At 67.7% G+C, this 23,635-nt stretch carries 23 protein-coding genes; 15 read left to right on the forward strand and 8 right to left on the reverse strand.

Annotated elements, in window-relative coordinates; translation table 11 throughout:
- The 3 genes from ACSUZC_RS12690 to ACSUZC_RS12700 all read left to right on the forward strand — a co-directional run bounded on the left by ACSUZC_RS12690 (window position 1) and on the right by ACSUZC_RS12700 (window position 4,049).
- The gene (locus tag ACSUZC_RS12690; RefSeq protein WP_439028906.1) at window positions 1-900 is read left to right on the forward strand and encodes a N5,N10-methylene tetrahydromethanopterin reductase; all 900 of its coding nucleotides are present in this window, start codon (window positions 1-3) and stop codon (window positions 898-900) included.
- Between the two features lie 58 nt (window positions 901-958).
- Window positions 959-2,254: an NtaA/DmoA family FMN-dependent monooxygenase gene (locus ACSUZC_RS12695; RefSeq protein WP_439028907.1), complete on the forward strand. Its 1,296-nt coding sequence runs from the start codon at window positions 959-961 to the stop codon at window positions 2,252-2,254.
- Between the two features lie 166 nt (window positions 2,255-2,420).
- On the forward strand, window positions 2,421-4,049 hold the full coding sequence (locus ACSUZC_RS12700; protein ID WP_439028908.1) for an APC family permease: 1,629 nt from the start codon (window positions 2,421-2,423) through the stop codon (window positions 4,047-4,049).
- 52 nt (window positions 4,050-4,101) lie between these two features.
- Here ACSUZC_RS12700 and ACSUZC_RS12705 read toward each other — a convergent pair whose 3' ends face one another.
- A complete protein-coding gene (locus tag ACSUZC_RS12705) occupies window positions 4,102-5,382 on the reverse strand; it encodes a low temperature requirement protein A (protein WP_439028909.1) in 1,281 nt (426 codons plus the stop codon).
- A 180-nt stretch (window positions 5,383-5,562) separates the two neighbouring features.
- Window positions 5,563-6,738, reverse strand: a complete 1,176-nt coding sequence (locus ACSUZC_RS12710; RefSeq protein ID WP_439028910.1) for a thiolase family protein — start codon at window positions 6,736-6,738, stop codon at window positions 5,563-5,565.
- A gap of 126 nt (window positions 6,739-6,864) precedes the next feature.
- On the opposite strand from ACSUZC_RS12710, the gene ACSUZC_RS12715 reads away from it, so the two are divergent.
- The 3 genes from ACSUZC_RS12715 to ACSUZC_RS12725 all read left to right on the forward strand — a co-directional run bounded on the left by ACSUZC_RS12715 (window position 6,865) and on the right by ACSUZC_RS12725 (window position 8,829).
- A complete protein-coding gene (locus ACSUZC_RS12715) occupies window positions 6,865-7,335 on the forward strand; it encodes a winged helix-turn-helix transcriptional regulator (RefSeq protein WP_439028911.1) in 471 nt (156 codons plus the stop codon).
- Between the two features lie 37 nt (window positions 7,336-7,372).
- Window positions 7,373-7,888, forward strand: a complete 516-nt coding sequence (locus tag ACSUZC_RS12720; RefSeq protein WP_439028912.1) for a putative immunity protein — start codon at window positions 7,373-7,375, stop codon at window positions 7,886-7,888.
- Window positions 7,889-8,082: 194 nt separating this feature from the next.
- The gene (locus ACSUZC_RS12725) at window positions 8,083-8,829 is read left to right on the forward strand and encodes an MBL fold metallo-hydrolase (protein WP_439028913.1); all 747 of its coding nucleotides are present in this window, start codon (window positions 8,083-8,085) and stop codon (window positions 8,827-8,829) included.
- 99 nt (window positions 8,830-8,928) lie between these two features.
- Here ACSUZC_RS12725 and ACSUZC_RS12730 read toward each other — a convergent pair whose 3' ends face one another.
- Complete coding sequence (locus tag ACSUZC_RS12730) at window positions 8,929-10,305, reverse strand: NAD-dependent succinate-semialdehyde dehydrogenase (RefSeq protein ID WP_439028914.1); 1,377 nt, start codon at window positions 10,303-10,305, stop codon at window positions 8,929-8,931.
- Window positions 10,306-10,566: 261 nt separating this feature from the next.
- Between ACSUZC_RS12730 and ACSUZC_RS12735 the strand changes: the two genes are divergently transcribed.
- Together ACSUZC_RS12735 and gdhA are read left to right on the forward strand one after the other, a co-directional pair.
- Window positions 10,567-11,562 carry an alpha/beta hydrolase gene (locus ACSUZC_RS12735; RefSeq protein ID WP_439028915.1) on the forward strand — a complete coding sequence of 332 codons (996 nt, stop codon included), beginning with the start codon at window positions 10,567-10,569 and terminating at the stop codon, window positions 11,560-11,562.
- 149 nt (window positions 11,563-11,711) lie between these two features.
- Complete coding sequence (gdhA, locus tag ACSUZC_RS12740; RefSeq protein ID WP_439028916.1) at window positions 11,712-13,061, forward strand: NADP-specific glutamate dehydrogenase; 1,350 nt, start codon at window positions 11,712-11,714, stop codon at window positions 13,059-13,061.
- Between the two features lie 2 nt (window positions 13,062-13,063).
- Here the strand turns inward: gdhA and ACSUZC_RS12745 are convergent, their stop codons facing one another.
- On the reverse strand, window positions 13,064-13,363 hold the full coding sequence (locus ACSUZC_RS12745) for a putative quinol monooxygenase (protein WP_439028917.1): 300 nt from the start codon (window positions 13,361-13,363) through the stop codon (window positions 13,064-13,066).
- Between the two features lie 136 nt (window positions 13,364-13,499).
- On the opposite strand from ACSUZC_RS12745, the gene ACSUZC_RS12750 reads away from it, so the two are divergent.
- Entirely contained in the window at window positions 13,500-15,170 is a 1,671-nt protein-coding gene (locus ACSUZC_RS12750; protein WP_439028918.1) for an alkaline phosphatase D family protein, read from the forward strand.
- Here ACSUZC_RS12750 and ACSUZC_RS12755 read toward each other — a convergent pair.
- Complete coding sequence (locus ACSUZC_RS12755) at window positions 15,167-15,604, reverse strand: VOC family protein (RefSeq protein ID WP_439028919.1); 438 nt, start codon at window positions 15,602-15,604, stop codon at window positions 15,167-15,169. The genes ACSUZC_RS12750 and ACSUZC_RS12755 overlap by 4 nt on opposite strands.
- A gap of 96 nt (window positions 15,605-15,700) precedes the next feature.
- Between ACSUZC_RS12755 and ACSUZC_RS12760 the strand changes: the two genes are divergently transcribed.
- Together ACSUZC_RS12760 and ACSUZC_RS12765 are read left to right on the forward strand one after the other, a co-directional pair.
- Window positions 15,701-16,255 (forward strand): GXWXG domain-containing protein, encoded by a 555-nt coding sequence (locus ACSUZC_RS12760; protein WP_439028920.1) that lies wholly within the window; start codon window positions 15,701-15,703, stop codon window positions 16,253-16,255.
- Between the two features lie 72 nt (window positions 16,256-16,327).
- On the forward strand, window positions 16,328-16,744 hold the full coding sequence (locus ACSUZC_RS12765) for a hypothetical protein (protein WP_439028921.1): 417 nt from the start codon (window positions 16,328-16,330) through the stop codon (window positions 16,742-16,744).
- A 22-nt stretch (window positions 16,745-16,766) separates the two neighbouring features.
- Here ACSUZC_RS12765 and ACSUZC_RS12770 read toward each other — a convergent pair whose 3' ends face one another.
- Window positions 16,767-17,663, reverse strand: coding sequence for a hypothetical protein (locus ACSUZC_RS12770; RefSeq protein WP_439028922.1), 897 nt, complete (start codon window positions 17,661-17,663; stop codon window positions 16,767-16,769).
- A gap of 202 nt (window positions 17,664-17,865) precedes the next feature.
- On the opposite strand from ACSUZC_RS12770, the gene ACSUZC_RS12775 reads away from it, so the two are divergent.
- The 3 genes from ACSUZC_RS12775 to upp all read left to right on the forward strand — a co-directional run bounded on the left by ACSUZC_RS12775 (window position 17,866) and on the right by upp (window position 21,061).
- Window positions 17,866-19,116: a GTP cyclohydrolase II gene (locus ACSUZC_RS12775; RefSeq protein WP_439028923.1), complete on the forward strand. Its 1,251-nt coding sequence runs from the start codon at window positions 17,866-17,868 to the stop codon at window positions 19,114-19,116.
- Window positions 19,113-20,363: a URC4/urg3 family protein gene (locus ACSUZC_RS12780; RefSeq protein WP_439028924.1), complete on the forward strand. Its 1,251-nt coding sequence runs from the start codon at window positions 19,113-19,115 to the stop codon at window positions 20,361-20,363. Before ACSUZC_RS12775 ends, ACSUZC_RS12780 begins: the two co-directional genes overlap by 4 nt.
- 68 nt (window positions 20,364-20,431) lie before the next feature.
- Window positions 20,432-21,061, forward strand: a complete 630-nt coding sequence (upp, locus tag ACSUZC_RS12785) for a uracil phosphoribosyltransferase (protein WP_439028925.1) — start codon at window positions 20,432-20,434, stop codon at window positions 21,059-21,061.
- Between the two features lie 18 nt (window positions 21,062-21,079).
- Here the strand turns inward: upp and ACSUZC_RS12790 are convergent, their stop codons facing one another.
- Window positions 21,080-21,790 (reverse strand): lysostaphin resistance A-like protein, encoded by a 711-nt coding sequence (locus ACSUZC_RS12790; RefSeq protein ID WP_439028926.1) that lies wholly within the window; start codon window positions 21,788-21,790, stop codon window positions 21,080-21,082.
- Window positions 21,791-21,841: 51 nt separating this feature from the next.
- Between ACSUZC_RS12790 and ACSUZC_RS12795 the strand changes: the two genes are divergently transcribed.
- Window positions 21,842-22,828 (forward strand): arsenic resistance protein, encoded by a 987-nt coding sequence (locus tag ACSUZC_RS12795; RefSeq protein WP_439028927.1) that lies wholly within the window; start codon window positions 21,842-21,844, stop codon window positions 22,826-22,828.
- On the opposite strand, the gene ACSUZC_RS12800 is transcribed toward ACSUZC_RS12795, so the two are convergent.
- The gene (locus tag ACSUZC_RS12800; protein WP_439028928.1) at window positions 22,803-23,537 is read right to left on the reverse strand and encodes a glucose 1-dehydrogenase; all 735 of its coding nucleotides are present in this window, start codon (window positions 23,535-23,537) and stop codon (window positions 22,803-22,805) included. The two genes, ACSUZC_RS12795 and ACSUZC_RS12800, sit on opposite strands and share 26 nt — an antisense overlap.
- Window positions 23,538-23,635: the final 98 nt, after the last annotated feature.

Below are 23,635 nucleotides of genomic sequence, written 5' to 3' on the forward strand. Positions count from 1 at the left end.
ATGGCCGACCCCTTCCTCGCGCTCGGACTGACCGGCTCGGCGGTTCTGCGGCTCCTCGATGACCCGGAACTGAGGGCCGACTGGGACGATCTCCCGCTGGCGTTCTCGATCCTCGGGATCGACCTGCTCGACGGACGTGCCGGTCCCGCTGCTGCGACCGTCGACGGAAGTGCCGCCGCGGCTGTCCTTCTGGCGCGTACCGTCGCTGCGCGCGTCCTCGTTCCCGCGCCGCCTCGTCGCGATCATCCGTACAACCTCGCGCGTCGCGTCGCATCCCTCGGCCATCTGTCGGCGGGCCGGAGCGGGGTGGTGTTCGGATCCGTAGATCACGCGAGCCCTTCCGACGACCCGTGGGCGGGAGCCGCCGATGTGTCAGTGGACACGTCCCCGACGGGTCGAGCCGTCGCCGCAGCCCGAGCGGTGCGGGCGTTGGAACGAAGCTGGCCGCTCGAGTCGGTAGTGGGCGACCGCGAGTCGGGGATCTTCGTGCGCTCCGACGAGATCCACCACGTCGACGTCGAGGGCATCTACCGGATCGCCGGCCCGCTGACGGTGCCGGAGCCGCCACACGGTCCGTCCGTCATCGCGTGGTATGCGGCCGGTGCGCACGACGCGCCCGAAACTGACGGCGCGGTCGACCTCGTGATCGGCGGCGCCGGTCCGGTCTCCGTCGTGGATCCCGGCGAGGCGATCCCCGGCGACGCGGCGGGCGTCGTACTCCGACCGGAGGCGGACTCCGATCTCGCCGAGGTGCTGGCCACCGCGCGTCGGTGGCTGACAGACCGGGCACGTCCCACGGATCGGTCTCAGCCCCTGCGCACGGCTCTCTCCCTACCGACACCCGCACGCGACAGCGGACGCCCGGCATTCGCCGTACCCCAGCCCCATCCATGGCTGTAGTGATCACCGACCTGCCCGGCCCGGCCCCGGCACACCGACACAATCCTCAGGAGTACCCATGACCGAGCGTCGCGACGGACACGTCATCCTCGGGATCAACGTGCTGGTCCTCGGCTACCTGCCCGCGGCGTGGCAGTCGCCCCAACTCGATGCTCGGTCCTTCGTGGACCCCGCATACTGGCGACGGATCGGGGCGGCGGCCGAGCGGGGCACCCTCGACGCCCTCTTCCTGGCCGACGTCCCGGCCCTCGGCGATCCCGCCCACGACGCCAACCCCGCACACCTCGAACCGACGGTGAACTGGGGCCACGTCGCCGGTGTCACCGAGAACGTCGGCCTGGTGTCGACGGCCTCGACGACGTTCAACGATCCCGTCGAACTCGCCGAACGACTGCTGTCGCTCGACCTCGCCTCGGGTGGCCGCGCCGCCTGGAACATCGTCACGAGCCGGGGTACGGCACCCGCCCGCAACTTCGGCCTGCCCGATGTCCCACTCCGCGACGACCGGTACGAACGTGCCGCCGAGTTCGTCGACCTCGTTCGCGCACTTTGGGATTCGGCCGCCACCGGACAGGAGGTACACCATCGGGGTGACTTCTTCTCCGTGGATACGCGGCTGCGGGTACCACCCTCCCGGCAGGGCCATCCGGTGCTCTTCCAGGCGGGCGGTTCGGCCAAGGGTCGCGCACTGGCGGGGCGGGTTGCCGAAGGTGTGTTCGCCGCCGAACTGACGCAGGACAAGGCCATCGAACACTATCGCCTGGTCAAGGGTCTCGCCCGCGCCGCCGGCCGCTCCCCCGACGACGTCAAGATCCTCCCGGGATTACTGTTGTCCCTGGGCAGTACGGAGGAAGAGGCCCGTCGGCGGAGCGACGACCTGCACGACCGCGGCCCGGCGTCGTACTCCCTCGGATGGCTGTCGCAGGCCATCGGTTATGACGCCACCAAGCTCGAACTCGACGAGCCGTTCCCCGAGGACGTGCTGGCCGCCCCGGCGGACCTCCAGACCTTCGCCGGCAGTGTGGGTTTCCGCGAATCGATCGTCGCCCAGATCAGAAAGACCAACCCGACGGTTCGGGAATACCTCAAACAGACGCGCTACACCGGTTCCGGACATGCTGGTTTTGTCGGGACGCCGGAGCAGCTGGCCGATCACATCGAAGACTGGTTCCATTCCGGCGCGATCGACGGCTTCAATCTCCAACCGGATGTTCTCGTCGACGGCCTGGACGTGATCGTCGACGAGCTCGTGCCAATTCTCCGTCGCCGCGGGCTGTTTCGACGCGAATACGACACGCACACGCTGCGGGACCACCTCCGGGCGGCGTCACCCACCCCTGCCTGGGCGCTCTGACTCCTCGCCGAATCGGAGAGAAAGAACCGCAGCGAGCGCAACGAGTTTCTCGGCGACCGAATCCGCGCATACTCGGTCCCGACCGTTCATCACCTCGCGGCCATCGTCGAAACAGCTGCGCGCCAGCGTGTTCCGACGACATCGCGATTCGAGAAAGCAGGGAGTCATGACCGCATCCGCGGAGACCCCACCGACCACCGATGCCGGCACGTCCCGGCATTCTCCGGCGGGCCCGAATTCGCCGGCACCATCGCCGACGACACTGTCCCTCGGCGGACGCAACCTCACGTCCGCGGAGACCACAGGACTGGAGAAGGACGCGCTGGGCACCTGGGGCGTGTTCGCCCAGGGGCTCGCCGCGGCGGCGCCGAGCGTCGCGATTGCCGTCGTACCGTTCGCGCTGTACACGGCGGCCGGCAAGGGGGCGGCCTGGGCGGCGATCGTCGGACTGGTGATAGCTCTGCTGATCGCCGGCACGATCGGTTTCCAGGCCCGCCGCACGGTGTCGAGCGGATCCTTGGGCACCTACACCGGCAACGGTCTCGGTCCGGGATTCGCGTTCGTCGCGGGCACCAGCCTGCTGCTGGGATACATCGGCTTCGCCACCACCGGCACCCTCGGCGGCGTACTGTACGTCGACGCGTTCCTGTTCGAGATCGGATTGGGCAGCGAGGCAACGTGGTTCAAGCTGCTCCTCGTCGTCATCGTCGTCGGAGTCGGCATCTACCTGCCACTTCGGGGAGCGACCCTCGCGGCAAGGTACGAACTCGCCTTCGAGGTGCTGGCGCTGGTGTCCATCGCCGTCATCATCATCGCGTCGTATGTGGCCTACGGATTCCGGTTCGACGCCGAGCAATTGAGCCTCTCCAACCTGGGTGACAGTTCGACATTCGTCGCGGCGGTCACCGCCGTGGGTGCCTATGCAGGATTCGAGAGCGTGGCATCGCTCGGCGCCGAGGCACGCGATGCGCACCGCACAATCGCCCGGGCACTGTTGCGCGTCGTGCTGATCATCGGGGTGCTCTACCTGCTGGCCACCTACCCCCAGGTGCTGCACTTCGACGGTTTCGACGGGGACAAGGCCGTCCTGCCCCAGCTCGCCGACGACACCGGGGTTGCGTGGATCAACCCGGTCGTGAGCGCGGCGGTGGCCATCGCGTTCATCGTCTTCGTCACGGCTGTCACCACCTCGGCCGCCCGGTCATTGTTCACCCTGGCCCACGAGGGTGCCCTCCCGAAGGTGCTCGCGCAGGCGCACCCGCGGTACCGCACGCCGTGGGTCGGCATCCTCCTCGTCGGCGCGGTGGCGCTGGTGTTCGCCGTCGTCGCGACGTTCAGCTCGGCCGGTCGGCTGGTCTTCGACGTCTACGGCGCCTACGTGGCCAACTGGGGCTTTCTGATCAGCTACCTTCTCGTGGTCATCGCGACGCCGATCTGGCTGTACCGGATCAAGGCCCTCACACCGGTGCGCGCCGTTGTCTCCGGTCTTGCCGCGCTCGGGCTCGGCTACGTCATCCTCAACAACGTCTATCCGCAGCCCGAGTGGCCGTTCAACGTCCTGCCGCTGGTGTATGCGGCCATCCTGGCCGTCGCGGTCGGCTGGTACCTCTACCTGCGCCGGACACGCCCGGATGTGGCGCGCCGCATCGGTAGCATCCAGACACTGTCGGTCGAGGAGCAGGCCCGGCTCGCCGACCTCGGCATCGTCGAGGTCCTTCACGCCGAGAGCGACTCCACCACAGACGATCACCGGCGCCCCGACACAGACCACATCGACGCGGCACCGCGTCATTGACGTTGAGCCCGGTCGGCCCGGGGCCGAGGCGCCGTCCCGAGGTCGACCGGGGTCAGGTCTCGGTCGTCTCGACGGGGCTCCGCCGCCGCCGGACGACCCCGGTCGCCACGGCGATGACGGCACCGACGGCGAGGACAACCGCCGACGCATACGGAAGAGCGTTGTCGACGGCGCCCACGACGAGCACCACCGGGATGACCAACGCGGGCCAGGGGACCACGGTCTTCCAGTTGCCCGAGCTCCACCCGAGAATCGAGCAGATCCCCACGGTGAAGAGCGCTATACCGCCGCACAGGATCCATCGCCCGGCAGACTCCAACTCACCGATCGGGTGGAGCACATACTGTTCGATACCCACCCCCAGGAGAGCTGCACCCAGGGTGAGCGGCAGGTGACCGTAGATGTACCCGTCGGCCCGCCCGCTGCCCACCGCACTGTCGTCCTCTTGGATCTCGACCTTGGCCTCGGCCCCTCCGATGTCGAAGTACATCCACCAGACGGAGGCGGCGATCGTGAACCCCAGGGCTGCCACCGCGGTCGACGACCATGCCCAGTGGCTGTCCTTCATGCCGAGCACGATGGCCGAGATCGATTCGCCGAGAACGAGGATGACGAACAGCCCGAAGCGTTCGGGAAGGTGTTCGAGGTGTAGCGGTACGTCCGGGCCCCAGCGCGTCGCGGCGAAGGGCGCCACCGCCTCTACGAGAATGCCCACCGCCCACAGGATGTAGGTGACCGGTGACGGCATGAACAGCGAGACCGTCCAGATCAGCGCACTCACGATGGTGGCCGCGAGATAGATGTCGACCGTGACGCGCACCTCGACGATGTGTCGCCAAGCCCGGAAATACAACGCCGCCAGGATGACCCGGGTCGTGATGTAACCCACCCCGAACGCCACGGTACCGTCGCCGCCGACCGCGGTCGCGGCACCCGCGGCCATCACCGCGACCGCGAATGTCGCGGCCAGTTTCAGGACCCGGTAGATCACGTCATTGGTGTCGAAACGGTTGGCGTACAGCGTCGTGGTCACCCACGACCACCACGTGACCACGAACAACCCGGCGAACACACCCACGCCCCGCCAGCCCATGCTGTCGGTGAGCGCCAGCGCCAATTGGTGGATGACGAGGACATAGGCGAGATCGAAGAACAGCTCGAGCCTGGTGGCCGCCCGATCCTCCTCCACGCGCAACCGGGGAGGTTCGACGAGCGGGGCCCGCTGGCCCGCACCGCTGCTGTCCTCGCTGTCCCGTACATCGATTGCGTCGTCGACGCCGGCAGTGTCGTCTTGCCCACCGTCGGTCGGCGACTGCGTACTCTCACCCATCATCGGCGTCCCATCCTCGGCCGGGCGGGCTCGTCTGCTACCCGCCCTGCCCTGCGGGCGTCGACGCATTGGAGCGACGCCTCGTCGGTGCACTCCGGTACCCCACCGTCGCAACACCTAAACGACAGGGGCAACCTCGAACAGCGGCCGCCCTCGACCACGGTGGGGTCCGGACATCGCGACCTAGGAGGCGAGTCGTTCGTAGATCGTGGCGTTCGCCAGACCGCCGGCCTCACACATGGTCTGCAGGAGATATCGCCCGCCGCGCTGCTCGAGAGCGTTGAGACCGGTGGTGGCCAGGCGCGCACCACTGGCCCCGAGGGGGTGCCCCAGCGCTATCGCGCCGCCGTGCACATTGACCTTGTCGAGGTCGACACCGAACTCCTCCGACCACGCCAACACGACCGGGGCGAACGCCTCGTTGACCTCGAACAGGTCGATGTCGCCGATGTCGAGGCCGCCGCGCGCGAGCGCTTTCCGCGTGGCCGGGATGATTCCGGTCAGCATCAGGAGCGGATCATCGCCCGCAACCGCGATGGTGTGTACCCGCGCACGTGGTCGCAGGCCGAGTTCGGCAGCCTTCTCCTCACTCATCACGAGAACCGCCGCCGATCCGTCGCTGATCTGGCTGGCGTTCGCCGCCGTGATCTGCCACCCGATCTCGGGGAACCGTCGGGCGATCGCCTCGTCGTAGTAGGCGGGGCGCAGACCACTCAGCCCCTCGAGCGTGCTGCCGACGCGGATCCCCTCGTCGGCATTCAGGCCCGCCACCGCCACCAGCTCGTCGTCGAAGAGTCCGTTCTTCGTCGCGGTCGCGGCCCACTCGTGTGAACGCAACGAGAACTCGTCCATCGCGCGCCGCGAGATGCCCCACCGGGCGGCGATGAGTTCGGCCGAGATGCCCTGTCCGACCAGGCCTTCGGCGTATCGCTCATCGAATGCGCGTCCGTTGAGGTCGGCGGTACCGAATGCCGCCGACCCCATCGGGACCCGCGACATGGACTCGACGCCGGCGGCGACCACCACGTCGTAGGTGCCGGCGATGATTCCCTGCGCGGCAAAGGCGATCGCCTGCTGCCCACTGCCACACTGCCGATCGACCGACACCCCGGGAACCGACTCGGGATAGCCGGCGGCAAGCAGCGCTCGGCGGGCGATGTTGAAGCTCTGCTCCCCCACCTGACTGACGACCCCCGTGATCACGTCGTCGATCACCGCGGGATCGATGCCCGTGCGGTCCACGACCGCCCGCAGGCTGTGCGCCAGCAGATCCACCGGGTGCACGTCGTGGAGCGCGCCGGTCGCCTTTCCCTTGCCGATAGGTGTCCGTACCGCGTCGACGATGACCGCAGACCTCATGACCGAACCTCCTCGTGACCGGTCGGCTGTGAAAGGACCGACCCGAACCACAGCTGACTTTTGTCAGCCATAGTCAGATGTCTACGCTCTGACTATGGTCATGTCAAGTCAGGCTAGAATGGGTTCATGATGCACCTGAAGGGACCGTTGGCCGAGCGGGACAATTGGCAGGCGACCGGCTGTTCGATCGCCAAGGCGGTCGACCTCATCGGGACGCGTTCGGCCATCCTGATCCTTCGCGAGGCGTTCTACGGGGCGACCAGATTCGACCAGTTCAGTCGACGCGTCGGGGTCACCGACGCAGTGGCGTCGGCCCGGCTCAAAGAGCTCACCGAGGCCGGGATCTTCGTCAAGGTGCCCTACCGCGACGCGGGCCAGCGCGAGCGACACGAGTACCGGTTGACCGACATGGGTCGCGACCTGTTTCCGGTGGTGATGTCCTTGATGGAGTGGGGGAACAAGCACCTCCAGCCCGACGGCGCGCCGCTGACCCTGACCGATAGATCGCGCCACCCGGTGCATGTCGGTGTCGTCGCCGACCCCTCGACGATGCTCGCACCCGAAGACGTCGAGGTGCGCATCACCCGACCCCGATGACCACAGACGGCCGCGGGACCCGGCACAGGGCAGACCGATGATCCTTCCGAAGGTGCTGGACCCACGATTGGTGACCATTCGACGCGGAGGATCGCTCACCGATACCGACCATCACCTGCTCGCACTGTGGGCGGCGTCATGCGCGGAGCACGTGCTGCCCCTTTTCGAGGCTGTGCGTCCGGATGACCACCGCCCGCGCGAGGCCATCGCCGCGGTTCGTGGGTGGGTGCGCGGCGAGATCACGATGATGGATGCTCGCGCGGCGGGCGGGCACGCGATGGGAGCCGCTCGCGATCTCCGAGGGGCCGCACGCTTCGCGGCCTATGCGGCAGGTCAGGCAGCGGTCACCGCGCACGTTGCCTCCCACGACCTCGGTGCGGCGGCGTACGCGATCAAGGCGGTCCGTGCCGCCACCGGGGATTCGAATTCCCGCGACGCCGGTCGACGCGAATGCCGTTGGCAGCGTGACGAACTCCCGCCCGAGATCCGAGATCTCGTACTCGAGGACCAGCAGTTGCGAAACGAGCTGTGCTGGTCGGTGTTCGACGACTGATCCCCTCCAGCCACCTGCCCGATTCGTTGGCGGCCATACCGGCCTGCTAGTGTTGGCATCACGTTCACGCGGTGCTGTAACCCGCTTGTTGAGCCAGAGGCCGGGGCGCTTACAGGAACCCCCGGTCTTGTCCAAACTTCCACCTCACCCGTAGGCCCGGTTGATGCGTGGCCGCGTGGGGTATGCCCGGCATCATGACCCTTCATCGTGACGTCGTGCCCGGCATCCACCGCCTGGAGTACGCGCACACCAATCAGTATCTGGTCGAAGACGGGGATCGATTGGTTCTCGTCGACGCCGGCCTCCCACGCTCATACCAGGCGCTGGTCACCGCGATCCGGGAGCTGGGCCGCGACACCGACTCGGTCTCCGATCTCATCATCACGCACGGGCACTTCGACCACGTCGGCACTGCGCGTCGGCTGGCGAGGGAGTGGCATCTGCCGATTCACGTGCATGTCGACGATGCCTGGCTGGCGTCTCACCCCTACCGGTACGCCCACCAGAACCTGACGCGTTTCGGTGTGCCGCTGCGCAACCCGCGATCCCTGGCCTTGCTGGGGCGGATGACGGTCGCCGGTGCGCTCGCGGTCCGCGGCGTCGACCCGTCGACCGTGACCCGATTCGGCGACGCTGCCGTTCTCCCCGGGGGCGCAACGGTGATCGCGACGCCGGGGCACACGTTCGGTCACGTGTCGCTGCACTTTCCCGAGCGGAATGCGGTCATCGCCGGAGACGCCCTGGTGACGCTCGACCCCTACACGGCGGCCACCGGGCCGCGGATGATCGCCGGATCGGCAACCGCCGACCTGGAACGCAATCGCTCGTCTCTCGACGCCCTGGCGGCCACCGGGGCGGACACTCTTCTACCGGGGCACGGGGTCCCCTGGCATCACGGCGTGGCCGTGGCCGTCGAACGGGCGCGCGGCACCGACGGCTGACGGGCTGCGTCCGCGACCACCGCACCCGCACACCGACGGGCCGGCACCCGCTGGTGCCGGCCCGTCGGTTCGCTCATCGCAGTAGTACTCGGCGACAACTCATTTCGCCGCGGTACGACGCAACTTGGTGTTGACGAACTCGCCCATGCCCCAACGCCCCAGTTCACGTCCGTAGCCCGACCGCTTCACCCCGCCGAAGGGAAGGCCGGGCAGCGTGGTGCCGTGTTCGTTGACATAGGCCATCCCGACCTCGAGCCGGTCCGCCACCTTCTCGGCCTTGTCGATGTCGTCGCTCCACACCGAACCACTGAGGCCGAACTCGACATCGTTGGCAAGAGCGACGGCTTCGTCGGCCGAGGACACCTTGTACACCATCGCGACCGGCCCGAAGATCTCCTCGGCGTAGGCGTCCATGTCGGGGGTGATGTCGGTCAGCACCGTCGGGGCGAAGAAGGCGCCGTCGCGGTCCAGTGGTTTGCCACCCGTCCGCAGCGTGGCGCCCTGTTTCACCGCCGTGTCGACCTGCTCGGCCACCGTGTCACGGGCCGAGAGCGAGGACAGCGGGCCCATCCGTGTGGACGAATCCGCGGGATCGCCCACCGTTGTCGCCTCGAACTGCTTCACCACCCCGTCGACGAACTCGTCGTACAACTCGTCGATGACGATGAACCGCTTGGGCGAGTTGCACGCCTGCCCTGCGTTCGACAGTCGCGCCCGCGCCGCGATCGTGGTGGTGCGTTCCATGTCGTCGGAATCGAGCAGGATGAACGGGTCCGACCCACCCAGTTCGAGCACCGACTTCTTCAGGTTCTCGGCCGCGACCTTGGCCACCGCGGCGCCCGCCTTCTCGCTGCCGGTGAGCGACACGCCACGAATCGCGTTGTGGGCCAGAAGCTCCGCGATCTGGTCACTACTGGCGTAGGTGTTGATGTAGACGTCCTCGGGGACACCTGCGTCATGGAGGATGTCGGCCATGACAGCCGACGACGCCGCACAGATCGAGGCGTGTTTGAGGATGACGGTGTTGCCGGCGAGCAGGTTGGGCGCCACGAAGCGCGCCACCTGGTAGTAGGGGTAGTTCCACGGCATCACCCCGACCAGCGGCCCGATGGGTGCGACTTGCACGACGGATTCCTGTGCGCCCTGTGGGTCGAGGGCCTCCGGGGCGAGTAGATCGGGGCCGTGCTCGGCATACCAGCGATAGATGTCGGCAGCCAGCTGCACCTCCCCCGCCGCCTCCTTCGCCGGCTTGCCCATCTCGGTGGTGATGACCGAAGCGAGTTCCTCGGCCCGCTGCTCGTAGAGGTCGGCGGTCCGGGACAACGTGGCCGCCCGCTCAGCGGGCGAGGTGGCCCGCCAGTCGTCGAACGCCGCCAGCGAGCGCTCGGCAAGACCCGCGACCTCGCCGTCCTGGAGTCCGGGGAATTCCTTGTCGGTCGTGCCGGTGGTCGGATTCGCGGTCACATATGTGCTCACAGAGCACCTGCCTTCCAGTGTCGTTCGATTCCGAATGTCGTTCGATCCAGACTGTGCTCAGCCCGGACATGGTCGGGTACCCGCGACCCAGGGCGACAAACACCGGCACTGCCCACTTCACACCTCGCCACCGAACCTGTTCTAATGTGTCGGCGGCTCCGCGTCGGTTCATCTCGACCGACACGGCTGTCGCCGACGTCGACCGTGGGGGCGTGTCGTCGAGCAGGGTCGTCGGAATGTGCTCCGAGGGGGAACCAAGCAGTGTCATCGTGGCAGAGGGCCGCCGGGCTCAGTTGCGCGTTTCTGATCGCCGTTGTCGCGAGTATCGCTGCGCCACAACCATCGTCGGCCGCCCCGGCCAGGCTCAGCGAGTCGTCCCGCGTCCTCGCGGTCTCGTCGGCGACGCCCGCCCGGGCAACCATGACCGTGTACTCGGCCGCCATGAAGCGGCCCGTCCGGGTGAGCGTGTTGGTGCCGCGCAACAGCACCCGCCCGCGACCCACCGTGTATCTCCTCGACGGCATCGACGGTGGCGTGTACACCAACTACACCCAGAGCGGGTGGACCTTCCAGACCGACATCGTGGAATTCATGGCGGACAAGCAGGTCAATGTCGTCATGCCGATCGGCGGAACCGGGTCGTACTACACCGACTGGCGCAAGCTCGATCCCGTGCTCGGCCGGAACATGTGGGAGACCTTTCTCACCGAGGAACTGCCACCGCTCATCGACAAACGCTTCCGCGGGAACGGCGGCAACGTCATCGGCGGGCTGTCGATGGGGGCGCTCGGCGCGATGTCGATCGCGGTGCGCCATCCCGATCTCTATCGCGGAGCGGTCGCGTTCAGTGGGTGCCTCGACCAGGGGACCCCGGAGTTCCGGCAGGCGACAGCGACGTCGGTGACGACCCGCGGAGGTAACCCCGAGAACATGTGGGGTCCGCTCTCGCATTCGACCTGGGACGCCCACAACCCCGCCGACCACGTCGCGGCCCTACGGGGCAAGCCCGTCTATGTCGCAGTCGGCAACGGCCTTCCCGATCCCGCACTCGGCGTGGCCGGTCTGGCCTCCCCGGTGGGTGGCGTGCTCGAGGGCGTCGTCGCGCGGTGCACGGACAGCTTCAAACGCCGTGCGGATAGCGCGGGGGTCGACATCACCTACGACTTCCGTGCCGGCCTGCACTCCTGGGGTTACTGGAATCAGGACCTGCACCGCGCCTGGCCGACCATGGCGCGAGCACTGGACATCCCCCGCTGAGCAGGCGCACATCCCGGACGCGAGATGAAGTTCGGCGACCGCCGGGAAAGCCATTTTCTGTCGATCGATAGGGTGCGAGGTGGTGACGCGACCGAGGTGTCGTGCACCCGCCCCACTCGTGAAAATCGGAGAAGGAAGTGGTCGCCACCGTGGCCGTGCTCGATGAGAAGATCAGCGATCTGTACGCGCAGGTTGTCGCGCGCAATCCCGGCGAGGCCGAGTTCCACCAGGCGGTGCGCGAGGTGTTCGACAGCCTGGGCCCGGTCCTGGCGAAGCATCCCCACTACGCCGACGCCGGCATCATCAAGCGCCTGACCGAACCCGAACGTCAGATCATCTTCCGGGTGCCCTGGGTCGACGACGACGGCGAGGTCCAGATCAACCGGGGATTCCGGGTCGAGTTCAACTCGGCACTCGGTCCGTACAAGGGCGGTCTGCGATTCCACCCGAGCGTCTACCTGGGAGTCGTGAAATTCCTCGGCTTCGAGCAGATCTTCAAGAACGCACTCACCGGACTGCCCATCGGCGGCGGCAAGGGCGGGGCCGACTTCGATCCCAAGGGACGCTCCGACGGCGAGATCATGCGGTTCTGCCAGTCATTCATGACCGAGCTGTACCGGCACATCGGCGAGTACACCGACGTGCCTGCCGGCGACATCGGGGTCGGCGGCCGTGAGATCGGCTACCTGTTCGGACAGTACAAGCGCATCACCAACCGGTACGAGTCCGGCGTCCTGACCGGTAAGGGACTCGCGTGGGGCGGTTCGCAGGTCCGTACCGAGGCCACGGGGTACGGCGTGGTGTTCTTCGTCCGCGACATGCTGGCCGCCGCCGGCGACAAGCTGGACGGCAAGACGGTCGTCGTATCCGGGTCGGGCAACGTCGCCATCTATGCCATCGAGAAGGTGCAGCAACTCGGCGGGCGCGTGGTCGCCTGCTCGGATTCGGGTGGCTACGTGGTCGACGAGGGCGGTATCGACCTCGAACTCCTCAAAGAGATCAAGAACGTCCAGCGCGGCCGGGTCGCCGACTACGCCCGCGCGCGTCGTGAGACGGCCACGTTCGTCGAGTCGGGTTCGCTGTGGAACGTCCCAGCCGACATCGCGGTCCCCTGCGCGACGCAGAACGAGCTCAACGGCGTCGACGCGGCGCAGCTGATCAAGAACGGATGCCAAATCGTCGCCGAGGGCGCGAACATGCCGACCACCCCCGAAGCGGTCCGCCTCTTCAACGAAGCGGGCGTCAGCTTCGCGCCGGGAAAGGCCGCGAATGCGGGCGGGGTGGCGACGAGCGCACTCGAGATGCAGCAGAACGCCTCTCGGGATTCATGGTCATTCGCCCACACCGAGGACCGGCTGTCCGAGATCATGTCCGGCATCCACGATCACTGCCTGCACACCGCGGACCACTACGGCGTACCGGGCAACTACGCGACGGGGGCCAACATCGCGGCGTTCACCCAGGTTGCCGACGCCATGCTGGCACTGGGCCTCATCTGACCTCAGTCGGGCTCACCCGCGAGGACGCGGACGTCCGACACGTCGTACTCGGCCACGACCGCCGAGAGGATCGCCGCGCTCTGGGCTTCGCCGACGCCCTCGCCCCGGAATGCGTCGACGGCTGCCTGCGAGGCCCATCTCTCGAAGATGTTGATCCGATTCGGGTCGACCGGGTCGGCGCAGATCGCGAAGTCCAGGCAGCCGGGTGTGCGGCGCGCCGCCGAAACCACCTCCGCGCATTCGTCGAGGTAGGCGGTGCGTCCTTGCGCGTCCACCTCGAGACGTCCGGCAACGATGACCATGTGAGCCCTCCGCTTTCTCGGTGACGGTTCGATCGGCCCTCTGATCGGGCGTCAGAGGTCCGACCGTCCGGACCGGCGAAACTCATCGGTTTCCGTCGTCGCGGACAAACAACTCCGCGCGGCCTAGGCTGATCGGATGGCACTGGTTCTCGGTCCGATCCTGCGACACGTCGACGAGACGTCCGCCCTGGTCTGGGTGCAGACCCACGAACCGGCCGAGGTCGAGGTCCTCGGCCACACCGCGGGCACCTTCGAGGTCAGCGGTCACCATTACGCGCTCGTCGAGGTGACGGGGCTGGAACCCGACACCGTCACCGAATATCAGGTTCACGTCAACGGCGCGCCGGAGTGGCCGCTGCCGGAGTCGGACTTCCCCCCGAGTGTGATCCGCACCCGCGGACCCGAGACCGCCGGTCGGCACAGGTTCGTGTTCGGCTCGTGCCGCTACCCGCGAGCCGAGGACCCGAAGATCGACGAGAAACTGGGCCTCGACGCCCTCGATTGCTACGCCATCCGGATGCGCGGCCTCCCCGTGGAGGAATGGCCCGACACGCTGATCCTGCTCGGCGATCAGGTGTACGCGGACGAACTGACCCCACAGGTCAAGGAGTCGCTCGCCTCGAGCCGGACGTCGGCGACCGGCCCGTCGGATGAGGTCGTCGATTTCCAGGAGTACGAGGGGCTGTACCGGCACACATGGGGCGATCCGGAGATCCGGTGGATCCTGTCCACCGTCGCCACCGCGATGATCTTCGACGACCACGACATCCGCGACGACTGGAACACCTCGGATACATGGCGGCAGCAGATGAGTGAGAAGCCGTGGTGGCGGGACCGTATCCGCGCGGGTCTTGCGTCGTACTGGGTGTATCAGCACCTCGGCAACCTCTCCCCCGCCGAGCTGGAGGACTCCGCCGACTATCGCCGCGTTCGCGAGATCGACGGCGATTGCTGGCCGTATCTGGTCGAGCTCGCCGACCGCGCCGATCACGAGACCGACGGCACCAAGGGGATCCGCTTCAGCTTCCGATGGGACCTCGGTGCCACGAGGCTGATCATGATCGATTCGCGGAACGGTCGCATCCTGGCCGGAGGAACTCGAAAGATGTTGAGCGACATAGAGTTCGACTGGATCGAGAAGCAGGTCGCCGACAACCTCGACAGCGTGGACCATCTGGTCCTCGGATCGTCGCTCCCGTGGCTGCTGCCGCCCGTCATCGGGGACGTTGAGACCATGAACGAGATCGGCGCCCGGCGGCGCGGGCTTCGCGGACGCCTCGCCGAGAAGATCCGACAGGGCGCCGACCTCGAGCACTGGCCGGCGTTCTTCGACTCCTTCGTCCGCCTCAGCGAGATGATCCGCGCCGTGGCCGACCGCGACTCGGGTCCCGCGACGGTCAGCGTCCTGTCCGGCGACGTCCACCACAGCTATGCGGCCCGGGCCGACTTCCCCGAGCCGACCCGCGCGGCCGTCCACCAGTTGGTCTGCTCGCCGGTCCACAACGAGATCCCGCCGTACATCAAGGTGGTGTTCCGGCTCGGCTGGTCGGCTCGGCTGGCCGCCGGGGTCCGGCGTTGGGTCCGCCGACAGGGGTCTCCGGAGCTGCCGGTGGCCTGGCACAACACTCTTGGACCACTGTTCGGCAACACCATCGCGATCCTGGCCGTCGACGACAGACGTGCCCAGGTCACCTTCGAGCAACCCGACCTCGACGGGACGCTGGGCACAGCGGGGCACCTCGCGCTGACGCCGGACGTCGCGGCAGCCGAACGCGACCAGGGCGCGCCGTCGCCGCGACAGCACTAGTCCAGACAGAATTCGTTGCCCTCGGGGTCCTGGAGCACGATGTGACCCCCGCTCATCGGTGGCGCGGGCTCGTGCCGTTCGACGCGCGTGGCGCCCAGGGCGACTAGCCGGGCCGCCTCGGCCTCCAGCGCACGCATGCGCTCGTCGCCGCCCAGCCCGGGCGCGGCCCGGACGTCGAGGTGGACACGGTTCTTCGCCGCCTTCCCCTCGGGCACCCGCTGGAAGAACAGGCGCGGGCCACGCCCGTCGGGGTCGACGACACCCGATGCGTCGTTGCGGTGCTCGGGCGGAACACCGAACGCTTCCAGCGCCGCGTCCCAGGTGTCGAATCCCGGGGGCGGGTCCTGCACTCGGTACCCGAGCACGTCCGCCCAGAAGGCGGACAGCGCCGCCGGATCACCACAGTCGAAGGTCACCTGAATCTCTGAAGACATGGGAGATACTCTGCCCCCGATCGAGGACAACCAGGGTCCTATTGCCAGCTTGCGACAATCTTCAGATCTCGTCTCTTTGCACGTACCATCGACGGCATGCATGTCCACGAACTCCTGCCCACCACTCCGACGAACACCGCGGAGGCGCTCGACCTGTTCGACTCGTCACCCGCCGTCGATGCCGACTTCATGATCGGCACCTGGCGCGGAGCCGAGCTCCCGACCGGGCATCCCCTGGACGGGTTCCTCGCGGCCAGCGGTTGGTGGGGTAAGCAATTCGTCGATGCCGAGACCGTGCACCCGCTGCTGTTCCCCACGCGGGACGGATCCGCACTCTGGGCGATGAACCCGGCGATCGCCTTCGGCGGACTGGGGATCGCCGAGAAGGCGCCCGGAGTCAAATCGATGTCCTTCGCGACCCCGATCGCCGCCACCCGGCTGCTCAGCCAAACCAGACGAGCCCGCGCCCGCCTGCGGACCACTCGGTACCGGGGCACCGACACGGCGACCATGGTCTACGACCAGTTGCCGATCAACGACGTCTTCCACCGTCTCTCCGACGAGGCCGTGCTCGGCGCGATGGACCTGAAGGGCTCGGCGGCTCCCTACTTCTTCGTCCTGCGACGCGACGACTCCCTGCGCGTGCTCTGACCTGGTCGCCCTCGCCCTGAATGGCCTGACGACCGCCGGCCGCCGAGAGCCGAAGAGGCGTTCAATGGATCCATGGACACCTCACACAGATCTCGCATAACGCATCTCGGTGCCGCGGCGGCCGCGTGCGCTGCGCTGACAGGCATCGCACTCGGCTCACCGGCGGTCGCGCACGCATCCCCGGCGATACCGAGCGGCTACTACCAGGGCGACGTGCCGGGCCAGCCGATCGCGAACACGCTCTGGTACGGCAAGAACTTCACCGGCTCCTCCGTCGTGAACGACACGGCCATCGGCTGGGCTTTTCCGGGAGCGGTCTACCCGGGCAGGTCCGTGCAGGACGGCGCGCCGGTGATCGTCGTGGACTATTCCGGAACACCTCTAGGTTTCGTGCGCGACGAACTCCGACCCGACGGCCGGGGAGGCTACTGGGGACGTGCGCTCACCGGAACCACCGAGCTGACCCGCTTCCACCTGATCCGGCCCTGAACTGCCACGCTCAGGTCCGGTATCAGAGCTCGGCCAGCGCGGTGCGGATGTCGTTGGCCGATGCCACCGCCTCCCGCAGCCCCACCTTCGCCTCGGAACGCCCGCGCTCCGCGGCGGCCAGACGCTGCCGGGCAAATCGCAGCTCCTCCTCGCACCGCGCCAGCTTCTCGCGTAACTCCTGCGCCGCTCCGGCGAGTTCGTCGATCTCAGCCGACACGGTGTCCACCGCCCGCGACGCCTCGGTCAGTGTCGCCCGCGCGGCCTTCTCGTCTTCTTCGGCACCCGCCAGGTGCGCCTCCAGTTCGCGACGGGCCTTGTCGGCTTGCTCTGCCCGCTCGTCCGCGTCGGGCCCCTCGGTGTCCGTGCTGGACGCCGGCGACGGGTGCGACGCCTCGGATTTCGACGACTCAGCGACGACCGGATCCGGCACGACGAACACACCGGCCGGCCCGAAACCGCTGTACTCGACGGCGGTGACCAACCGACCGTGCATGAGCTGGTCCAGGACCTCCTCGTCGGCCACCGCGGCACGCAGTGTCTGAGTGACCTCCCGAATTGCGCTGTCCGCCAGCGTGACCCGCAAGTCAGCCGCCGTGCGGGCGATGCCGTCAGCGGAGGCAGTGAGCAGTTGCTGTCTGCGCCGCGACAGCTCGCGCATCTTGTCGGCCGCCGAACGGCGTTGCGCCGCCGAGAGATCCGCGGCAAGCTGGGCGATGAGGGCGCTGTCGTCGGGGTTCGCCCGCACCCATTGGTTGACGGCCCAGGCCGACTGGGTCGGCCGACGCAGCTTGGAGACACGTGCGGCGAGGTCGCGATCGCCGTCGTCCTTGGCCGCCTTCGCGAGCTCGTTGCGGCGTTTCACGAACACGTCGGGAGCCAACCCGTAGAGCTCGTCGACGATCTCGTCGAACTGAGACATCGCGACACCTATTCGAGTCGACGTCGCGGGCACATGGGTCGATCCTACGACGGAAGGCCGGACGCCCGGGGACATCTCACAACCGACCTCCGCCGCCTTGCAGTCATCTCGCTTCGACGGGCGGCGACGACGATCCGGAACTATGCTGGCGCTTTCCCCGCGCGGCGGACGATCGTCGCGGCAGAAGGCGAGGACGACGATGATGTCCGGTGAACACAAGTCCCTGGGTCACATCCGACTGACATCACACAGCGGTGGTATAGATGCGCCGCCCATCCGCTGGGGTGCCGCGACGGCATCGGAACGCGGACCCGTCATCGGGACCACGGTCACGCGGGGGCACCGTAACGTGATCGGCACCCACAGCGGGTCCTACAGCGTCTACCGCGCGCTGGCCGTCGCCGCGGGGGCGCTGGCCCGCGAACACCGTGCCGACCTCACCAACACCTCGCCCACCGACCACATCGGGCCCTACCCGCAGTGGCGAGATCCACGGGCGATCGTGTCCCTCGATCCGTGGGGCGCCACGGTGGCGCAGAGTTTCCCCGACGAGATCGGGCGGGGCTACGACATCAGACCCACCATCGCCGTCACGAAGGCGCACGTCATCCTGCCCGAGATCGCCGAGGCAATCGAGAAGGGTCGCCTCGTGCCGGACGGTGAGACCCTGCTGCCCAATGGCGCGGCGCTCGTCACCAAGGCGGCGGTCGAACCCGTCTGGCATCTCCCCGGTGTGGCCGAGAGGTTTGGGTGTTCGGAGGCGGAACTGCGCCGCGTCCTGTTCGAGGAGACCGGCGGGATGTACCCCGAGCTCGTGACGCGCTCCGACCTCGAGGTGTTCCTGCCGCCCATCGGCGGGCAGACGGTCTACATCTTCGGTGATGCGCGCGATCTCGCCGACCCGTCGGTCGAACTCACCGCCCGCGTCCATGACGAATGCAACGGATCCGACGTGTTCGGCTCCGACATCTGCACGTGTCGCCCGTATCTGACCCATGCGATCGAGGAATGCATCCGCGGCACACAGAACGGTGGTGTCGGGCTGGTCTCCTACTCGCGCAAGGAGGGCAGGGCACTCGGCGAGGTCACCAAGTTCCTCGTCTACAACGCCCGTAAGCGCCAGGTCGGCGGCGACACCGCCGACCAGTACTTCGCCCGTACGGAATGCGTTGCCGGAGTGCAGGACATGCGGTTCCAGGAACTGATGCCTGACGTGCTGCACTGGTTCGGGATCACCAAGATCCATCACCTGGTGTCGATGTCGAACATGAAGTACGACGCGATCACCGGCGCTGGGATCGAGGTCGGCGAACGGGTGAACATCCCCGACGAGCTGGTACCGGCCGACGCACGTGTCGAGATCGACGCGAAGATGGCCGCCGGTTACTTCACGCCGGGACCCGTCCCCGATGCCGATCAACTACGCCAGGTCAAGGGCCGGGGGCTGGAGTGACCCCGGTCGAATCGACTGCCCCTGAGGGGCTGGAGGCCGTCGAGGCTGTCGCTCTACTGCGTTCGACCGCGACGATCCGGGACCGGGCGCGTCAGCTGCTCGATCGGGCACGGACCGGCGAGTCGTCGTGGTTCACCGTGCACGACTCCTTTCTGGACCCGGCGGCCGAACTCGTCGTCGACACGAGTCGAACACGATATCCTCACGGCGACATACCGTTCCACAGCCGCTGGCGCCACTTCGAAGCCGGGGGTGTCGACCGTCTGGCAACTCTTGACGACCGGCTTCCGGCCACCGAGGGAGCGGAACGCAGCCGCACCCTCATCGACATCGTGCTCGTCAGCGTGCTGCTCGACGCCGGCGCCGGACCCGACTGGAGCTACCGCGACTCGAACGGGCTCACACTGGCACGCTCGGAAGGTCTGGGCGTCGCGAGCTGGGAGGCCTTCGGTGCCGGTCTGTTCTCCAGCGACCCGACACGACCACTGCAGGCCGACGCCGCCGGACTGGAGGCGATCACCGTCGACGCGCTCAGCGCCGCCTTCCAGGTGGCAGACGACAACCGGCTCGCCGGCCTGTCCGGACGCGTCGACCTCCTGCGCGGCCTCGGCCGCGTGCTGGCCTCCCGCCCCGAGATCTTCGGCGCCGACGCACGGCCCGGCGGGCTGTTCGATCACCTCACACGGGGCGGTCGCTCCCGGGTGCCGGCATCCGACATACTCCAGGCGGTCCTGGAACACCTGGGCCCGATCTGGCCGACGCCCAACATGATCGGGTCCCACCCACTGGGCGATTGCTGGCGCCACGACGCGGTCACCGGACCCGGACTCACGGCCGGGTGGGTGCCCTTCCACAAGCTGTCGCAGTGGCTGACCTACTCGATGCTCGAGCCGTTCGTCTGGGCGGGTGTCGACGTGACCGGGCTCGACGACCTGACCGGCCTGCCCGAGTACCGCAACGGCGGGCTCCTGCTCGACACCGGCGTGCTCGCACTCCGGGACGACGCCGGTGCGGCACGCGAATGGGACGTCGACGACGAGCTCATCGTCGAGTGGCGAGCCCTGACCGTCGCGCTCCTCGACGAGCTCGCCGATCGCGTCCGGGACCGTCTCGGGTCGGATCCGGCCGCGATGCCGCTCGCGTGCGTCCTGGAGGGCGGCACCTGGGCAGCCGGCCGCCTCCTCGCCGCACGACTCCGAAACGGACTGCCGCCGTTGTCCATACGAAGCACCGGCACCGTCTTCTAGCCACAACACCGTCAGTCGTATCCCGAACCTCGCACGTGCTGGAGGTCGGTCGACCCCGAGAGGAATCCATGGGCACCGTTGCCGTCATCGATCACCCGCTGGTGCAGCACAAGCTGACCCTGATGCGCCGCAAGGACACGTCCACCAACGATTTTCGGCGACTCCTGGACGAGATCTCGATTCTCATGGCCTACGACGTGCTGCGGGACATCCCGATGCACGAGGTGACCATCGACACCCCCCTCGAGTCCACCCGGGCGAACGTCATCGACGGCAAGAAGCTCGTGTTCGCCGCCGTCCTGCGAGCAGGCGCCGGCATCGCCGACGGCATGTTGACGGTGGTACCCGGCGCGCGCGTCGGCCACATCGGGCTCTACCGCGACCCGAAGACGATGGTCGTCGTCGAGTACTACTTCAAGATGCCGTCGGAACTGTCGGAACGGGACGTGGTCGTCGTCGATCCGCTTCTGGCGACCGGGCATTCGGCGGTCGCTGCGATCGATCGCATCAAGGAACATTCCCCGAAGTCCATCAAATTCGTGTGCCTGCTGACCTGCCCGGAGGGCATCGCGGTCCTGCACCGCGCGCACCCCGACGTGCCGATCTTCACCGCGGGGGTCGATCGCGAGCTCGACGACAACGGTTTCATCCGGCCCGGACTCGGCGACGCCGGCGACCGGATCTTCGGGACCGCCTGATCCGGGACCGGGCGCCGTCTAGGACACCTGCCACGCCACCGCCGCGCCGATCGCGCCGGTCGCGTTGATCGCCCAGTGCAGCGCGATCGGTGCCAGCAGACTCGTGGTGCGCTGACGGAGCCAACCCAGCACGAAACCGGCCGCCCCGGTCGCCACCACGGCACCCGCGATCCCCGCGACCTGGGCGAGGGCTCCCGAACCGAGCACATCACTCAGGCCCTCGTTGCCCGCGGTCAACCCCGTCGAGGACAGGATGTGCCAGAGTCCGAACGCGACCGCCCCAGCCAGCAGCGTCACCATCGGGCCGAACACCCTGCCCAGGGCACCCTGCAGGACACCGCGGAACAGGATCTCCTCGGGAATCGCCGTCTGCAGCGGAATGATCACGAATGCGGCAAGGAGGGCGTCGGACGTATCGTCGTAGCGGTCCGACAGGAAGAACTCGCGCGTCGCCGGAATCGCGACCGCCGTCGACACGACTGCCGCAACCACAATGACCGAGGCGACCGCGAACGGAATGCCCGCGCGCAGTTCTGATCGACTCATCCCGAGGTCGCGCCACCCCAGGCCACCTGCCCGTGCCACCAGAACCGACGCCGCCGCGGCCACCGGGACGATCACCACGGCCACCGCGCCGTCGACCCGGTGCGCGAGGACGTTCACCCCGATCAGCAGGAGGGCCACCGTGACCAGAAGCACGACGCCGTTTCGGCGGGACGGGGTGGCCACGCGTCGAGTGTGCCGTACACCGCCGTCGGGGTGTCGGTGATCCACGGGCCCGTGTCGCAGAATGATGCGGTGCGCAAGCCCGAGACCGTCGTCGATCGCCTCGAACGGCATCAGGTCGTGCTCTACCTCGGCGCCATCGTCGCCGGGTTCGTGCTCGGCGTGTCCGCACCCGAACCCGCGGAGGTCCTCGCCGTCGCGATCACCCCGCTCGTCGCCACACTGCTGTACGTGACCTTTCTGCAGGTGCGGTTCGCCGACCTGCTCGACTCGATGCGCGACCGACGGTTCCTGGCCGCGGTTCTCGTACTGAACTTCTGTGTCGCACCGGTGGTGGTGGCGGCGTTGTCGTTCGTACTACCTGCCGATGACGCGATCCGTCTCGGAGCGCTGCTGGTGCTGTTGTGTCCCTGCGTCGACTACGTCGTCGTGTTCACCGGCCTCGCCGGCGGGGACGCTCGACGGATGCTGGCAGCGACCCCGATCCTGCTCGTCGTCCAGATGCTGGCGGCGCCGCTGTACCTCGCGTTGCTGCTGGGCGACGGCCGTTCGGTGATCGATCCCGGCCCGTTCGTCTGGGCGTTCCTGGTGCTGATCGTGTCGCCCCTGGCACTGGCCTGGATCACGCAGATGTGGTCGCGCACATCACCGGTCGGGCGACGCTTGCAGGACGGAGCCGCGACGACGATGGTGCCGCTCATGATGGGCGTGCTGTTCGTCGCGGTGAGTTCCCAGGTGCCGCGGGTGGACTCACGATTCGCTGACATCGCCGGCGTGATCCCGGTCTATGCGACATTTCTCGTCGTCATGGCCCTCGTGGGGCTGGTCATGACGCGCTTGTTCCGGCTCGCCCCGGCGTCGGCCACCGCGGCGGTGTTCTCGGGTGCGACCCGGAACTCACTCGTCGTCCTCCCGCTCGCCCTGGCACTGCCGGTCGGCGCCGAACTCGCGGCCGCGACCGTGATCGCTCAGACGCTCGTCGAACTCGTCGGGATGGTCGTGCTGGTGTGGGCCTTCACTTGTGCGGCACGTCGGCGCTGAGCCCGCCGTCCATGACGAACTCTGCACCGGTGGCGTAGGACGATTCATCACTGGCGAGGAACACCACAAAGGTCGACACCTCGCTCGATTCGGCCGCCCTGCCCATCGGCACGGTGACCATGTCCTCGGGAATCCCCTCGGTCATCGGGGTGCGGATGAGACCGGGGTGGATGGAGTTCACCCGCACGTTGTGCGGAGCCAGTTCCAGCGCAACGGATTTGGCCAGGCCCCGTACCCCCCACTTGGTGGCGACATAACCGTGGGCCCACGGACTCCCGCGCAATCCCTCGACCGAGGACACGTTGATGATCGACCCCCCGCCCGCGTCGATCATCAGGTCGGCGACGGCCTGGATACCGAGGAACGTCCCCGTCAGGTTGACGTCGAGGATCTGCTTCCACTTGTCGAGCCGGAACTTCTGGATCGTCGACCCGTTCACAATGCCCGCATTGTTCACCAGGACGTTGACCTTGCCGTACTCGTCGACGGCGGTCGTCACCGCGGCCTGCCAGTCCTCCGGTGACGTGACGTCGAGATGCACATAGCGTGCCGCGTCTCCGAGTTCGGTAGCGAGCTGCTTGCCCTCGTCGTCGAGGATGTCGCCGATCACCACCTTCGCCCCCTCGGCGACGAGGGCTCGGGCGTGCTCGGCACCCATCCCCCGCGAACCGCCCGTGATCACCGCAACCTTGCCGTCTACGCGTCCCATGGCGAGCAACGCTACCGCGACCACAGCGAAAATAGAACAGGTTCCACCAAGAAAATGGTCTACTGAACAGACAGAAGTCCGGACAGGTGTACACCGCG

The sequence above is a fragment of the Gordonia terrae genome, assembly GCF_051789125.1.
GTDB classification, from domain to species: Bacteria; Actinomycetota; Actinomycetes; order Mycobacteriales; family Mycobacteriaceae; genus Gordonia; species Gordonia terrae_A.

Bases quoted from the DNA above. Each gene is read 5' to 3' on its own strand.
- ACSUZC_RS12715 (WP_439028911.1), top strand. From the start codon at position 6,865: ATGATGCACCTGAAGGGACCGTTGGCCGAGCGGGACAATTGGCAGGCG.
- upp (WP_439028925.1), top strand. From the start codon at position 20,432: ATGGGCACCGTTGCCGTCATCGATCACCCGCTGGTGCAGCACAAGCTG.
- ACSUZC_RS12750 (WP_439028918.1), top strand. From the start codon at position 13,500: ATGGCACTGGTTCTCGGTCCGATCCTGCGACACGTCGACGAGACGTCC.
- ACSUZC_RS12745 (WP_439028917.1), bottom strand. From the start codon at position 13,363: ATGGTCATCGTTGCCGGACGTCTCGAGGTGGACGCGCAAGGACGCACC.
- ACSUZC_RS12775 (WP_439028923.1), top strand. From the start codon at position 17,866: ATGTCCGGTGAACACAAGTCCCTGGGTCACATCCGACTGACATCACAC.
- ACSUZC_RS12700 (WP_439028908.1), top strand. From the start codon at position 2,421: ATGACCGCATCCGCGGAGACCCCACCGACCACCGATGCCGGCACGTCC.
- ACSUZC_RS12770 (WP_439028922.1), bottom strand. From the start codon at position 17,663: ATGTCTCAGTTCGACGAGATCGTCGACGAGCTCTACGGGTTGGCTCCC.
- ACSUZC_RS12720 (WP_439028912.1), top strand. From the start codon at position 7,373: ATGATCCTTCCGAAGGTGCTGGACCCACGATTGGTGACCATTCGACGC.
- ACSUZC_RS12710 (WP_439028910.1), bottom strand. From the start codon at position 6,738: ATGAGGTCTGCGGTCATCGTCGACGCGGTACGGACACCTATCGGCAAG.
- ACSUZC_RS12690 (WP_439028906.1), top strand. From the start codon at position 1: ATGGCCGACCCCTTCCTCGCGCTCGGACTGACCGGCTCGGCGGTTCTG.
- ACSUZC_RS12725 (WP_439028913.1), top strand. From the start codon at position 8,083: ATGACCCTTCATCGTGACGTCGTGCCCGGCATCCACCGCCTGGAGTAC.
- ACSUZC_RS12705 (WP_439028909.1), bottom strand. From the start codon at position 5,382: ATGATGGGTGAGAGTACGCAGTCGCCGACCGACGGTGGGCAAGACGAC.
- ACSUZC_RS12800 (WP_439028928.1), bottom strand. From the start codon at position 23,537: ATGGGACGCGTAGACGGCAAGGTTGCGGTGATCACGGGCGGTTCGCGG.
- ACSUZC_RS12695 (WP_439028907.1), top strand. From the start codon at position 959: ATGACCGAGCGTCGCGACGGACACGTCATCCTCGGGATCAACGTGCTG.
- ACSUZC_RS12755 (WP_439028919.1), bottom strand. From the start codon at position 15,604: ATGTCTTCAGAGATTCAGGTGACCTTCGACTGTGGTGATCCGGCGGCG.
- ACSUZC_RS12765 (WP_439028921.1), top strand. From the start codon at position 16,328: ATGGACACCTCACACAGATCTCGCATAACGCATCTCGGTGCCGCGGCG.
- ACSUZC_RS12760 (WP_439028920.1), top strand. From the start codon at position 15,701: ATGCATGTCCACGAACTCCTGCCCACCACTCCGACGAACACCGCGGAG.